At 70.9% G+C, this 13,978-nt stretch carries 14 protein-coding genes; 1 reads left to right on the forward strand and 13 read right to left on the reverse strand.

Annotated features, from left to right (window positions below):
• Window positions 1-89: 89 nt before the first annotated feature.
• From ABR738_RS37590 to ABR738_RS37635, 10 genes are all read right to left on the reverse strand, one after another.
• On the reverse strand, window positions 90-1,169 hold the full coding sequence (locus ABR738_RS37590; RefSeq protein ID WP_350235014.1) for a hypothetical protein: 1,080 nt from the start codon (window positions 1,167-1,169) through the stop codon (window positions 90-92).
• 66 nt (window positions 1,170-1,235) lie between these two features.
• A complete protein-coding gene (locus tag ABR738_RS37595) occupies window positions 1,236-1,520 on the reverse strand; it encodes a hypothetical protein (RefSeq protein WP_350235015.1) in 285 nt (94 codons plus the stop codon).
• Window positions 1,521-1,734: 214 nt separating this feature from the next.
• Entirely contained in the window at window positions 1,735-3,828 is a 2,094-nt protein-coding gene (locus ABR738_RS37600; RefSeq protein ID WP_350235016.1) for a P-loop NTPase family protein, read from the reverse strand.
• Window positions 3,829-3,845: 17 nt separating this feature from the next.
• Complete coding sequence (locus tag ABR738_RS37605) at window positions 3,846-4,346, reverse strand: hypothetical protein (RefSeq protein WP_350235018.1); 501 nt, start codon at window positions 4,344-4,346, stop codon at window positions 3,846-3,848.
• Window positions 4,347-4,351: 5 nt separating this feature from the next.
• Complete coding sequence (locus ABR738_RS37610) at window positions 4,352-4,879, reverse strand: hypothetical protein (protein ID WP_350235019.1); 528 nt, start codon at window positions 4,877-4,879, stop codon at window positions 4,352-4,354.
• 305 nt (window positions 4,880-5,184) lie between these two features.
• Window positions 5,185-5,379, reverse strand: coding sequence for a hypothetical protein (locus ABR738_RS37615; protein WP_350235021.1), 195 nt, complete (start codon window positions 5,377-5,379; stop codon window positions 5,185-5,187).
• A 201-nt stretch (window positions 5,380-5,580) separates the two neighbouring features.
• Window positions 5,581-5,832: a hypothetical protein gene (locus ABR738_RS37620; RefSeq protein ID WP_350235022.1), complete on the reverse strand. Its 252-nt coding sequence runs from the start codon at window positions 5,830-5,832 to the stop codon at window positions 5,581-5,583.
• Between the two features lie 42 nt (window positions 5,833-5,874).
• Window positions 5,875-6,099: a hypothetical protein gene (locus tag ABR738_RS37625; protein WP_350235023.1), complete on the reverse strand. Its 225-nt coding sequence runs from the start codon at window positions 6,097-6,099 to the stop codon at window positions 5,875-5,877.
• Between the two features lie 717 nt (window positions 6,100-6,816).
• On the reverse strand, window positions 6,817-7,728 hold the full coding sequence (locus ABR738_RS37630) for a recombinase family protein (RefSeq protein WP_350235024.1): 912 nt from the start codon (window positions 7,726-7,728) through the stop codon (window positions 6,817-6,819).
• Window positions 7,721-8,089 carry a hypothetical protein gene (locus ABR738_RS37635; RefSeq protein ID WP_350235025.1) on the reverse strand — a complete coding sequence of 123 codons (369 nt, stop codon included), beginning with the start codon at window positions 8,087-8,089 and terminating at the stop codon, window positions 7,721-7,723. The genes ABR738_RS37630 and ABR738_RS37635 overlap by 8 nt, the downstream gene beginning before the upstream one ends.
• A gap of 260 nt (window positions 8,090-8,349) precedes the next feature.
• Between ABR738_RS37635 and ABR738_RS37640 the strand changes: the two genes are divergently transcribed.
• On the forward strand, window positions 8,350-9,147 hold the full coding sequence (locus tag ABR738_RS37640; protein WP_350235027.1) for a hypothetical protein: 798 nt from the start codon (window positions 8,350-8,352) through the stop codon (window positions 9,145-9,147).
• Between the two features lie 111 nt (window positions 9,148-9,258).
• On the opposite strand, the gene ABR738_RS37645 is transcribed toward ABR738_RS37640, so the two are convergent.
• The 3 genes from ABR738_RS37645 to ABR738_RS37655 form a co-directional block, all read right to left on the reverse strand.
• Window positions 9,259-10,182, reverse strand: coding sequence for a hypothetical protein (locus ABR738_RS37645; protein WP_350235028.1), 924 nt, complete (start codon window positions 10,180-10,182; stop codon window positions 9,259-9,261).
• Window positions 10,183-10,372: 190 nt separating this feature from the next.
• On the reverse strand, window positions 10,373-10,567 hold the full coding sequence (locus ABR738_RS37650; protein ID WP_350235029.1) for a hypothetical protein: 195 nt from the start codon (window positions 10,565-10,567) through the stop codon (window positions 10,373-10,375).
• A 192-nt stretch (window positions 10,568-10,759) separates the two neighbouring features.
• Window positions 10,760-13,978: AAA family ATPase (locus ABR738_RS37655; RefSeq protein WP_350235030.1), on the reverse strand; the 3,219-nt coding region annotated here is incomplete at its 5' end.

Genomic DNA, 13,978 nt, shown 5'->3' on the forward strand with positions numbered 1-13,978 from the left:
GAACTCCCGCCCCGCTTTGGGTGGCCCTTCGTGAGCGCCAGCATGACCGCAAGCCGGGAATGCTGGCGCTCACCCATGTCCCGCCCCGGTCAGTCCTTGCTCTTCGGCTTCGGGGTGCGCTGGGAGTGGGCCGAGATGCCGCCGGAGAGTGGATTTGAGGGGCGCTGGCTGCCGGCGCTGGTGCGCCCACTGTCGCCGCGTCCGGCATGGGCCTGAATCCCGGACTGAACTCCCGCCGTCGCAGTGCGGGGGCCGGCGACGGTCCGGGCCGCGCCCCCGACGGTGCGGGCCGCCAACCGGGCGGTGCGCACCGCGTCGCCCATTCCCGGGATCTTCCAGACGGTGTAGATCCCGACCACGATCGCGACGACGGTGACGCCGAGGCCGGTGACGACGTGTCCGTTGGCCTCCATGACCGCCGCGAGGCCGAGCACGATCACGATCACGGGCTTGACCAGAACGAGCATGACCATGAATCCCGCCCACCGGCGGACATGACCCCACAGGTTCCTGTCGACCACACCGGCGTACACGAGGACGCCGAGCAGGGCTCCGACGTACAGGGCCAGCGTCCTCATGTACAGGAACAGGAACAGCAGCCCGCACAGCACGATCGTGGCGAAGCTGACGGCGGCGAGCATCAGCGGTCCGCCGCCGATTTTGCCGTTCTTGAGGTCATTGCCCATCGAGGTGAACAGTCCGCCGGGAGAAGAGCCCAGCGCGGCCGTCAGTGCATCGGTGACGGCGTCGACAGCGGAGACCAGGACGTACAGCACGAGCGGCGTGAAGGCGGTGGCGAGAACCGCGAGCCACAGGAAGCCGACCCCTTCGGATATCGCGGTGGTGAGCGAGGCTCCGCGCATGGCTCGCTTGGCCACGGCCAGGAGCCACAGCACGAGCACGAGGAAGGTGGCGGCCGCGAACACGATGGCGTACTGCCGCACGAAGTTGGCGCCGGTGAAGTCGACCGCGCCCTTGTCGCCGCTCACCAGCTTCCCGAGCTGGCCCGCCGTCCAGTCGGCGCCCTTGGCGATCGAGAGCGCGAGATTGGTGAGTGGGTCGCTCTTGTCGAGCTTCGGGGCGTCGGGCTTGGAGCCTTTCTGACCACTGCGGCAGTACTCTCCCGCGAGGCCGATGATGTTGCCGCACGGGTCATCCTTGAGCAGCATCAGGCCCCCGCTCGGCGGTGTAAGTGGCGTACGGGCACACGAAGTTCCCCTCAACGGTGGTGACGGTCAGTGCATGGTGCGGCGGGCCTGGCGCAGCTGCGCGGCCGCGACGGTGGCGCCCTGGGCGGCCTGGTGTAGGGCGGCGTTGGTCTGCTGGGCGTGCGGGCCGGGCTGTCCGAGCAGGGCCAGGGCGGCGGTCATCTCCCCCACCACGGTCGCGATGGCTTCGGCCGCGCGTGTGAGCTCGTCCGTGCTCTGGCGCACATGCTCGGGGTGGGTCCATCGGGCGCGCCCGGTACGGACGTCGCGCACCAGGCGCGCGAGGGCGTCGGCGGCGGTCCGGGCGTGCATTGTTGGATTGGCGGTGGCCACAGGCCCTCCAAAGGGGGGTGTCTTTTTGATGCGTCCGACGCGTCCACGCAGGTCAGAACGCGAATGTGATGCGTCTGGAGCGGACGCGTCGACGCATCAACCAGACGCGCCGAAGGCCCTGGTGATGGGCTGTGGACGTGCCAGGACGCACCCGGGGCAGGCCGGGACGTGCCGGAGACGTGACGCGGACGCATCACGACAGGGTGCCCTTGATGTCCGTCAGCCGGTAGGCGAACGGCTTGCCCGGCCGATCTCCCAGCCGCTCCGAGGAGACGGTGACGCCGGCGGCCTTCAGCTCGGACTTGATGGTCCGCCCGATCATCGTGTTCCGGTTCGGCTTCCCCTCCCAGCGGCCGTAGACGTCCGGGGCGGCGGCCGCCAGGTAGTCGCCGAGCTCCGTGATGGTGAGCACCTCGGGATCACTGTGCGTGGCGAACGCGTCGAGCAACCGCCGCACCTGCGGCGGCACTTCGACCACTGCCGTCGGGCGGTGCCCGCCGAGGGTCAGGCGTGGCCGCGGCGCCTTGAGGCGCTCCTCGACCCGGCGTGCGGCCTCGTCGGGTGGCAGCAGCGAGGCGTAGCGCAGGATCGGCTCGCGGTGGCGCGGGGCGATCACGTAGAAGCGCCCGGCGTCGGCCGGGAGGTCCGGCTCGGGGGAGGGCACGAGCAGGTGCGGCCACCAGCCCTGGGAGACCGCGTCCGCGCGGCCGACCACCAGGGGTACGTCGTGGGCACGGCAGGGCAGCATGATGCGCAGGCCGGGCACGTCCGCGATGGCGTCGCTCAGTGAGTCCTTGGTGGCGTCCTGGGTGACGATGACGACCGAGATGAGGGCCTCGCGTCCGAGGTTGCGCAGCAGCTCGATCGCCATCTCCTTGCCGTCGTCGGACAGTTTGATGAACTCGTCCAGGACCGCGATGATCGCGGGGTCCTCGGGGGTGGGCTCCCACATGTTCTGGGTCGGCGGCATCGAGGCGATACGCCGCTTGGCTTCCGCGAGCAGCTGCTCCAGGACCAGGTCGGCCTGCTCGGGCCCGCGGGCGGTCAGCGCGGCCAGCGGCTGGAAGACCTTCAACCCCCGCTTGACGGGGTCGATGTCGACGATCACCGCGTCGGAGCAGGCGGTCACGAAGTCGGCGATGCGCTGGATCAGCGCAGTCTTGCCGCCGCCGGTGTCCGCGACCACGATCGCGTGCTGCCCGGCGAGTACGACCGGCGTGGTCTGACCTTCGATAGATATGCCGAGGTCGAAGGGGCTGCGGATCGTGCAGGAGCCGGGAGGCCGCACGGGGATCGGCAGCGGGTGCTCGAACGGGTCCCGGGTGAGGATGCGGAGCTTGATGTCGGCCGCGTCGTCGGGGGAGACCCGTGCGGCCATGATGCGGCCCGTGCCGACCCGCAGCGGGGTGGCCAGGTCTCTGAGGATCGGGGGGAAGTCCTCCAGGCTCCCGGACTTGAGCAGGAGCGGGACCTCCCATCCGTACTGCGTCTCGGACGGGGTGCCGATCTCCCCGATCTCGACCTTGCGGGCGTGCTTGCCCTTGAGGAAGGCGAGCCGTACGGCCTCGCGGACCTGCTTGGGGTCGCGGCCGGCTTCCGCGAGCGCGAACGGCTCGGGGGTTTCCTCGTCGAGCTCGGTGTGGGCTGGGGGCTTGGGCGGAGTGAACAGAAGCTTGGGCACGGGCGGCCGGCGCGGGCGGGGATTGCGGGCCTTGGCCCAGGAGGCGACTGTGAACGCGAGGAGCGCGAGCGCGGCGACGGTGAGCCCGGCCGGGGCGGACAGCCACAGCAGGCCCGCCCACAGCAGCGGAATCCCCAGGGTGAGGCCGAGGGTGATCCGGCCCCGTACCGCGGCGAGCTGCGCGCGGCCGATGGCCAGCATGGAATCGCTGACCTCCAGGTGCTGGAACTCCTCCTGGCCGATCCTCATGTCGAGCTGGGCCCACTGCATCATCCGGTAGGCGACGATCGCGGACGCGCCGCCCCCGCCGCCGTACCCGCCGTATCCCCCCCGGGCCATGGACCGCTTCTGCATCTGCATCCGCTGCATCTGCATGTAGGTCTGCTGCTTCTGCTGTTGCTTGAGCAGGCCGATGTTCTGCTGGACTTCCGCTTTGGCCCGCTGCCGCATCTGCCGCCACCGGCGGTACTGGTCATTCAGGATGCGGTGCGCGATGTGCGTGTCGCTCTGGTCCTCCGCGCGCCGCCAGCGCCCCCACTCGGCGCGCAGCAGGCGCGCCCCGGCGGCCAGCGTGCCCCGCTCCTTTTCGGCGCCGATGCCGGACATAGCTCTGTTCCCCCGGTTCAGATGCTGTGAATGAGGATGTCGCCGATGGTGTTGCCGGACGTACGGATCAGCCCGAGCGCCATCCCGATCAGCCCCGCCGAGGCGCCCAGCCAGATCCCGACCAACGAGCCCCGGATCAAAGGTGCCTTGAGGTCGTAGCGTCCGGACTTGATCAGGCCGAGGTAGAGGGCGAGCAGGCACAGTCCGGCGATCGCGCCGCTCACGCCGATCTTCTCGCCGCCGGTCATCGGCGGGCGCTTGCCCGCGGCCGCCGCCGCCCCGGTGGCGTTCTCCAGGGCGTACCGGCCGATCCCGTCGCCGAGAGCGGCCGCAGCGCCGCCCATCACCCCGAGGATGCCGCCGCCCAGGAACAGGAGCGCGGCCAGGGCCACCCCGGCGAAGAAGTGCATTTTGGGGGTGGGGTCGCCGCCTCTCCAGGCCCCGATTTGGTAGAAGAGGACCACCAAGCCGAGGGCGACCGCGCCTATTCCGCCGGCGGCGGCTCCCGTCGTGTTCATCGTCGTCACGCTCCTGTCAGCCAGTTGATTGCAACGCGCCCGATCAGGCGCGCGATACCGAGGACCACGGCCCACACGACGGTGGCCGCTACCAGGCGCAGCAGGTAGCCGGTGAGGGTGACGCTCCAGGCGCGGGCGACCGCCCGGCCGAGGCCGGACAGCACGCGGCGCAGGATGTCGAAGAAAATCTTGCCGATCGGGCCGCCGATCGGCGTCACCATCAGCAGGCCCAGCACCAGCAGGGGCATCAGCACCCAGCCGAGCAGCCCGAAGGGCCCGTCGTGGGTGAGGGTGTTGGCCACACCGTCCGAGAGGCTGCTGCCGCCCCACGTCACCAGCGAGGCGAAGAAGGCCGCCGGGACGTTGTACTTCAGGCGCAGCCAGCGGATGTCCAGGCCACGCCGCTGCGCCGCCGCCTCCGGGTTGGGCAGGTGGTTGACGACGGCCTCGGCCATCGTGACGGCGACCTCGTGCGCGGCGTCCAGGGCCTCGGAGCCGTGTACCGACCACGTCTCGCGCCAGTCCGCACCCACGCGGCCCACGTAACCCGGGCCCTCCCCCTGGTCCTTGGCGGGGCTATCCGCGGGGTCAGGGGCGGGATCCTTGCTCCAGTCCGGGGCGGGCTTGAACGACGGCTGTGGTGCGTCTTCTGGCACCGGCCCGGAAGGGGGAGCCTCGGGAGGCGGCGGTGCCGCACGCCACCATTCCGGCTCCGGAGCCGGCGGCTCGCCGGCGGCCTCCACATCGAGGGAGGGCTCCGCGCGAGGTGCGGGCACCTCGGGCGGGAGCGGCTGCCGCACGCTGTGCCAGTCCGGGGCTGGTATCTCTCCGTCGTCCGTCATGCCACGTCGCCCCCGGCGTGCGCACCGACGCCGAGGCGGCGCCACAGCCAGGCCCGCGCGCGCAGCTCATCGCCCCATACCCCGCACGGACCGCTTTCCGTCGCCGCCTCGGCGACCGCAGGGACGGGGACCGGGCCGGGGACGTCGGCCTCGACGCGGGGTACCGCGGCGCCGACGGCTATATCCGTCATCCGAGCGTCCTTCCACGACAGGGGGCGGCGCGGCCCTCTGCCCTGGTCCGGGCGCCGCGACTAGATCACCTGTCGCAATCTAAACCTCACGGCCCGTGAGGTCACACCCTTCCCCCGGGTCAACTTCCGCCTCTCACCTGCGGATTGACCACACAGCACCACCAGGCACCCCATATCGGACGAAGCGCGTGGCTGCTCGTCTCAGTGCCGGGGCGCGGGGCGCGGAACGGGCTCGCCGGGGCCGAGGCCGTAATCGCGGGGCGGGGATTGGCGCCACTCCAGGAGTGGCGACGCCGAGACGACCGTGTTCTCCGGGTCCGGCACGCCCACAATCCTGAGCGCCTCGACCAGGTCGGCGTCGCTGTAGACGACCCCTTGGATCTTGCCCCGGACGGTCACCCGACGGTCGCCTCCGCCCTGGATCCGGTGCACGACGATCGGTGCGGTGGTCATGCCCTCCAGGGTGACCCGCGGCGGCCGGCCCGGCACGTCGGGTCAGCCGGGTGCGGGGAGGGAGTCGAGGCGGGCCGCCCTCGCTTTGGGTGGCTGTTCGTGGGGAAGGGACGACGGTACGCCGGACTGCTGGCGGCCCCGCTGGATGGCGAGCAGGTCCTGGTCGAGGGCGGTGCTGAAGGTCTCCGCCCACCTGGCCCACTCTTCGACCAGGGCAGCGAAGGCGGCGCTGGCTGTCGGTGCAGGAACGCTCGTCTCGAAGAACATGCGCGCAGGATGGTGACGACGGACGGTTTGCGTCGAGTGCTGCTGGGGCGCCGGACCGGCGGGCCCAACCGTGAGCGGGTCCGGCGACCCCCGCAGGACTCTAGCCTCCGGCTCCCGTCACGGGACCGGTGGAGCACGCGGTCTCGGAGCTCCCTTTCGCGTACGGGTACGCGCGCGTGGACCTGCGCAAGTTGCGCAACTCGGCGTCACTATGCCCGATTCCATCCCGCTTTGGTGGTCGCTTGGTTCGTCGCGCGCGCCCGCGAAGGGACCGTCGCATAAATCGCGTAAATCAGCGGCCGTCCGTCTTCGGGCGCATCCGCCATGCCTGCACCCGGCCGCTCGTCTCGGCCGGGATGCCCGCCCCCGCTTTGGGTGGCTTGAGGAGCCCCGCCGAGCCGCAGCGCTCAGCGGGGCTCCTGGATTGGCGGGGCGCGCGTGAGGTGCGGCAGGCGGCGGAGCGCGCCCGGCGCCGCACGGGAGGCCGCCCGCGGCCGAGCGGGCGGTGACGGTGAACGCGCGCTCCGCAAAGGCCCGCACCCGGGGTGCCGGGCGCGGACGCGCCCGTCCGTTCTACCTCTGCCCTGAAAGAGGAAAGCGCGCTGAAAAGCGGATGATCCTTCAGGGTGCGCTAGCGCGTTGAGACTGCTCAAAACGCTCAAAATTGAGGCCCCCGGCTGTCTCATGGCAGCCGGGGGCCTGTGTCGAGAACAGCACTCAGGGCGTGCTCTGTACGGACGTCACGCGATCGGAGTGGATGCGATGAGCCTTGCGGCCGGCGGGCGACTGCATGAGCGCGGTCGCGGAGTGCTCGACCATCGCCACGTGCACGCTGACCGGGGCGGTCACCCGCACTGAGTAGCCCTGTCCCCGGCGGATCGTCTGCCCGGCGTCGAGCGCCTGGCGGACCGCGTCGTCGGCGATGTCGACCAGGTTCTCGGCTACCAGGCCGGGTACGTCGACGACCACGACCGGGTCGGCGGGCGCCTGTGCCTGGGGATCGGCCGGGGTGAACGTGTCGAGTTCCTCAGCCGTCAGGGTCCGGGCCTGGGCGGCGTCGAGGACGCGCCGGATGGTTTTCGGATCGACGTTGTACAGCCGGGCGAGCGCCTTCACGGCAGTGCCATCCCGGTACGCCTGGACGACCTCGGCGGCCTTCCGATCGCCGAATGCAGCGGGCCGCCCGAGCACCTTCCCCTCGGCTCGGGCCGCAGCGACGCCGTCCTTCGTGTTCTCACTGATCATGTCGCGCTGGAACTCCAGCACTCCGGCAAGCATCGTGACGAACAACTTCGTCATGGCGTCGTCGGAGGTGAGATCCATGCCCGCCCAGGCGCCGGCTGCGACGCGGAGATGGAGCCCTCGACGGCGCAGGACGTCGCGGACATCGAGCACATCCCTGACTGAGCGGAAGAGTCGGGCAGCATCAGCGACGCGCACCACGTCACCAACCGCGGCTTCGTCCAAGAGGTTCTGGAAGCCCGGCCGCTGGAGGGGATGGATGCGGCTCGACGTCGCCGGGTCCTCGTAGGCCGGGGCTCCGCTGGACAGGTAGGTGGCCAGGTGATGCTTCTGCCGCAGGTTCGTCTGCTTGTCGGTGGAGTGCCGCAGGTACAAGCGGTCAGCCACGGTCGCTGTCCGCCTGGTCCTCGTCGTCGATGTCGAGCACGAGGGAGCCCTTTACGTCCCCGCGGTTGGTGGGGTGGGCAAACGTCGCGGTCAGCCGGATGCCGCCCTCGAATCGCTTGGACTCGCGCGGCGGTGTGGCGTCCAGGACGCGCAGCCACTCCTCGTAGACGGCTCGGCGGTCGTTGTCGGTGAGCTGGTCGTAGCGGTGGACCTCTCCGCGCAGGCTGCCGTTGGTGGTGATCGTCCAGTTGAGCGGGTACCGCTCGGCCTTCAGTCCGGCCTTCACGAGCTTGTCGAGCACGCCGATCGCGCGGTACTGCCAGCCGTTCAGATCGGTGGTGGTGATCTCTCCGAGCGCCATGGTCTCCCCTTCTTGGCCGGGCCGTGGCGGCTCGGCATCTGCGACTCACCATAGGGGGCGAAAAGGGGAGGCGCAATATTGATGGGTTCCGCATTGGACCGGGGTGGCGTTTCCCCTGGTCGCCGATTGGATCACCGGGATATCGCGGGCGGGGGCGTAGGCGACCGTTTCCGCCCCCCCTCTGGAATGGATCACCTCGGCGCGCGGCGAGTCCTCTCGTTTGTCAGGCTGGACCTGACAAGCGGGGGTAGCGTGGAGATATGACTGACACGAAGTCCGTGAAGCCTCAGCTTTCCCCCCGCGACGAGGCAGTGGTGGCCGTTGCCGAGTCCGCCCGCGTCGTGGCCGAACTCGCGCGCGGCCTGGTCCCCACCGTGTACGAGGAGCGCCGCTCCGATCCGGCCTGCTACCTGCGCGACGTCCTGACGATCCGCGACAAGTTCCTCCCCACTCTCCTCGCGCGCGCGGTGATCGCCAGCCGGGAGTGCGGCGCGACCTGGGAACAGATCGGAGGAGCTGCCGGGATGACGCGCCAGTCGGCGCACGAGAAGTGGGCGCCGCATCAGGCAGCGTGGGAGGCAGACGGCCGACGGGGACACAGCCGGGGCGAACCCGTGGACGCGCTGCGGAGCGCGGCCCGGTTGGACGACTGGTACGCCCGCGGTCGTGACGGCGGCGATGGCATCGTCACCGGCCCGCGCGGGTACCGCGCGGTCACCGATGGCCTGGACGCCACGGACCGACCGGAGCGGGAGTGGGAGGAGGACCGTCCCGAGCGTCCGGTGACCGCGGCCGCGATGCGCGCCGCGCTGGCCCACTACAGCGACCACGAGTGGGGCGACCGGCCACTGCGGGACCTGCTCGCGTTCCCGCCGGTGGACCTTCTGGCCGACGCGATGGAGTGGGGGTGGTCGGACCCGCGCGTACGCGAACACCTCATCGACGCCCTCGCCCGGCTCCTGACGTACGGGCGGTACGGGTGGCCCGCAGACGGCGACGACGTCTCCCGCGACCTGGTGCTCGCGGAGATGGTCGCGGGCGACCGCAGGTACCCCTGAACCGGTTCCTCTGGACGGCGGCCCCGCGGCTTGGCGCGTGGGGCCGCCGTCGACCGTTTCCGTCCCCCACCTGCATTGGATCACCGAGGCAGTGTTGCCTGCCCCTTTGGGTCAGAGCAGCCGCTCGCCTCGCGCTACCAGGTCCGGCCGCTCGCGCTCGGACGCAGCCTTGACGCGCTCCAGCATCTCCAGGTCGACCAACTCCTCCACCCCGGCGCGGACAAGAGCGACAAGTTGATCGGGTCCGAGGGCCTCGACCTGGACGGTGGCGCTCATGTGGTCGCCGCGGCGGTCGGTCCGCTTTTGTGGTGCGGTGGCCAGCCCGTACTCGGTGATCTGCTGTTCGGTGACGGCGAGCTGCTTCACGGTCGGCAGGGTGGCACCCAGCTCCTCGATGAACTGGGCGACGTCCTCGGCGGCGGCGTCGAGAATGCTCAGCCCGCTCGGATCGCGGTCGCCGATCCTGAGCACTGTGGTGGGGACCTCCCGGTGGGCAATGCGCAGGGCAGCGGCGTGCTTCGAGCACACCGACTCGAACCCGCCGGATCCGTACACCGCGACCCCGAGCGGCTCGGTGACGCGAGAGATCATCGGCATCATGCCCTGGGCCTCGACCCATACCTCGACTGCGCGGGGCTGCCCCTGGTCCAGCGGCCGGGCGTACAAGCGGGCGGACGCCTTCACGGTGTCCACCCAGTCCTGGGGGTCGCGGTAGCCGGCGGGCAGGCCCAGAACCTCGGCGCGGTCGTCGCGGATGTCGCCCATGGGGATCAGCCGGGCGCGGCGGGCGCGGTTGAGGGTCTCCTGCAACCGGTCGTACGCCTTTTCGTCCTTGGGGAAGCCGTGGTTGCCCACGAGCCGGTAGAAGACCTGCCTCGCGGTGAGCGGCAGGTATGCGCGGTACTCGTCGAGGACCTGCCGGATCTGCTCGACCAGCAGCAGCTTCTCGGGGCTGGGAGACCAGGGCGCGAACCCGCGCGGCCGGGTGCGGCGGTAGGTGCGGCCCGAGACAGTGTTACGGCCAGCCGTGCTCATGACCTCATCGTGGCACCGAACCCGCAGGGCGTCCGCGCACACCACCTTGTTCCATGACCTTGGTGCGGGAACGGGCCCGAAGTGGTGGAACGGCCCCGGCCTTGAGCTGCGGGTACGGCCCGATCTGCTCCGAGAATTTGTTCACCGCCTACTGGTGGACGATCTGCTGACGCCGGAGCACTGGCTGTCGTCAGCCGCCGGGGTCGACGGGGCCGGTGCCGAGGCGGCGTCGGCCGGTCCGTGCGACGGGCGGGGCAGTGGTCGGTGCCTCGACCCAGGTGCTACCCGCGACCCGTTCGGCGGCGTTGAGGGTGCGGGGGTCGCGTGGCGGTGGCTCGGGGAGGTCCTGGCCGGCGCCCAGCGGGCGGCGGTGCTGCGTACTCATCGGCTCAGCTTGCCAGCCTCGCGCGCCGCCCGGATACGAGCCCCAGGAAGCAACGCTGCCAAGGGGATTGGAGCTCAGCCCACGAAGGTGCGCCCACCCGGACCGGCGGCCGAAGTCCGGCGTACGGGCGCCTCGATCAGCCGTCCCCGGGCCCTGGTGGGTGTTTCGATCGAAACAGATTGCGCGACCTCGTCAGCGGCCCATGCTGGGGCCTCCCCGCGACTGGGTGGGCGGGGTGTAGTGGGTGGAGGTGGCTGCGTTGGCGTGGGCGCGCGCCTGTTTCGCGGCCTGGGCCTGCTGCTGTCGCAGGTGCTCGGCGCGGCCGGCGCTCTCCTGCTCGTACAGCTTGGGGAACTTGGTGGCGATCGTGGCGCGTTGCTGCTTCTCGACCTTGATGTCGGCGACGTCGCCGCGCCACGTGGCGGCGTGCCCCCTTTGGGTTGCTAGCTCCTTCTCCAGGTAGGCGACGCGCTGGCTGTTGTGCACGTCGATGGTGTGCCCGTGACGCGAGGCAATCTCCCGCATCGCGGTGAAGGCGTGGGAGACCGTCTCGACATCGCCGGGCACCGGCTTGTTGGCCTGGAGGGTGTCGGCGAACTTGCTGTCGCGGAGCAGCGCCCATGCCTCCTGGAGCGTCTCGCGGCCCGTGGCACTGGCCCTGCTCGCCTCCTGCCATGCCTGCGCTCGCTCGGCGGTGTACTGAGCCTTGAGTTCCCTCTGCTCCTTGCGCGAGGTCTGGGCCAGGCGAAGGGCGAGCCAGCTCTTGTTGTCCGCCTTCGAAATCTCGGCGAGCCAAGATGTGCGCTGCTCGGCGGTCGACTTCTGCGCGGCCGCGGTATCGAACTCGGTGTGCGCGGCGGCGAGCAGCTGCTCGGCCTGGTCCAGGAGCGCGCCGGCCTCGGCCGCCCACACCTGCCCTGGGGTGGTCCCGCTCGCCTCGGCCTGGGTGATGCGCTCGGTGAGGCGATGAAGCCGGGCCTCGGTCTGGTCCGCCACCTGGTCCTGCTGCTGCGCGTGGCGCTCCTTGCGGGCGATCGTCCGGTCCAGCTCGTGATCGGCGAGCTTGCCGTACCTACGCGACGTCCACGGCTCGACGTCGCGCTCGTCCTGGAGGCGACGGAGCTTTTCCATGTGCTTCTCGGTGAGCTGCGGCTCCTCCTGGCGGTGAGCCTCGTCCTGCGCGTGGTCGGCGGGGGAAGGACGGCGGATCGTGGTGGACTTCGCGCGTGCCGCCGATGCCCGCCGGGACAGATCGAGCCTGCGCTCTGCCTCGGCGCGTGCCTCCTCGGCGGCGAGGTCGCGTTGGCGGGGCAGGGGAGCGGGAGCGGGCGGTTCGTGGAGCAGGTCCGACACCATCGAGTCCGGGCGGGACTGGCCCAGGAAGCGGGCGAACGCATCGACGGCGCGCTCCAGGCGCTCGGTCTCGCTGCGGGCCTCGCCGAGCCGGGCGCGGGTCTCCTCGCTCTCCACGACGGCCAGCGGCAGCCAGATGTGGTTCTGCTTCCGGGCGCGGGTGATGCCCGGGTAGGTGGCGAACGCGTTCGCGCCGTGCCCGTACATCAGCGCCGTGTTCGTCGTCAGTCCCTGGCTCGCCGCCACCGTCATGGCGTAGCCCAGCGACAGCGCGCCCGATGCGATCTTGTCGGGCTTCACCCAGCCCGACTCGTAGCGGAAACCGCCCTCGGCCTGGGTGTCCTTGAGGGTCCAGGTGATCTCGACGCTGCGGTCCGGTGCCATCGCGGTGACGACGGCGCGGTAGCCGTTGAGCATGTCGGGGCCCTGCCCGCGCCGGGAGCGGTAGTCGTTCTCCCGCACCCGCACCACGTCGCCCACCGCGAGGGTGATGCTGTCCCCGCCCGGCTTCGCGTAGGTGTGCTCCTCGCCGAGTTCGCCTGCGACCCGACGGATCTGCTGGGCACCCAGGTTGAGCGCATCGACGTCGGTGTTCTTCGCCGCGAGCACCACCATGTTCGCGATCAGGTCGTGCGGGTCGGCCCACTGCTGAAGGCGCAGTTCGTCCCACGCCATCAGGATCTCCGAGCGGGCCTGTTGGGCGGTCTCGGTGGCGTGCACCCGCCCGCCGTCGGCGAGCATCCGCAGCGCGCGCTCGTGGTCTCCGGTGCGCCAGACCTCTAGGGCGGCGCGTTCGGCGGCGTCCTCCTGGCGGCGGTTCTCGGTGAGGGTGAGGCCGTGCACGAGCCGGTGCACCTCGCGGAACCATCCGCCGGGGCCGACCGCCTGGAGCTGCAAGTGGTCGCCGATCGCCACAACTTTGGTGCCGGTGCGCGCAGCCTCGGCCATCAGCACGGCCGCCGCGCGGTCATCCACCATGGTGGCTTCGTCGACGACCAGGATGTCGACGCCATGCAGCCCGGAGCCGCCCTCGATCTGCTGCACCCAGGCCGCCACCGTGCGCGCCGGGATGCCCGATGCGTCGGTCAGGTTCTGCGCGGCGGCCGCGGCGAGCGCCGCGCCGGCGTACGTGGTGCCGGTCGCATCCCAGCCGATCCGGCACGCCTCCATCAGCGTGGACTTGCCCGCCCCGGCGACGCCGACCAGGGCCTCGATGCCATGCCCGGCGGTCAGAATCCGGGTCACCGCCGCACGCTGCTCCAAGGACAGCGCGAACCCGGCGGCGACCTCGAACACCGACAGTGCGGCCTCGGCCTGGTGCCCGGTGAGCTGCACCGCGCCCATGTCGTAGCGGTCGATGGCCTCCTGACGCACCAGCGCCTCGGCGTCGAGGAGGTCCTGGGTGGTGTAGCGGGTGTTCGACGACATCACGGTGGAGCCCAGCGACGGCACGTGCACCGCATAGCCCTCGACCGCGAGGGCGTCGTCGCACAGGCTCTCCAGGCTGTGCGGGTCGGCGTCGAGGCCGTACTCCAGACTGTTGGCGACGGCCGCCAGGAGCTGCGCTCGCGTGAACACTTTGTTGTTCGCGGTGAGTCCGGTCTTCGGGTCGAAGACGATCGCGGCGATGTCGTGCGGCGGCGGGATGCGCGGCCCGGTGCCGGGTCCGTTGATGCCCGAGCCGCCGTCGGGGCCGGGCGGGCCGGGCGCGGCCGCGGCGACCATCGCGTCGACATCCCCGACCATCTGCCCGGCCCGCTCACGCCAACTGGAGCGCATCGTCGCGGCATCCGCGTCGAGCTTGTCGCGCTTGGTGGCAGCGCTGACGGTCTTCTTCTCCATCAACGTCGCGTCGGTGCCGGCTTTCGCGTCCACGAGGGCTGCGCGGCGCGAAAATCCGTCACGCACCCGCTCCGGGATCCCCACGACTTCCCACGCGCCAGTGCGTTCGTTGCGCTCGCGCCGCACCCCGAACCGCTCGTAGGTCAGCGCCCGCACGCGCGCCTTGAAGTACGCGTCGAGTGCCGAGGCGTGCCGGTACAGATCGAGCCCGGAGTT

Origin of the sequence: Streptomyces sp. Edi4 (genome assembly GCF_040253615.1) — a bacterium.
In the GTDB taxonomy this organism is placed as follows: domain Bacteria; phylum Actinomycetota; class Actinomycetes; order Streptomycetales; family Streptomycetaceae; genus Streptomyces.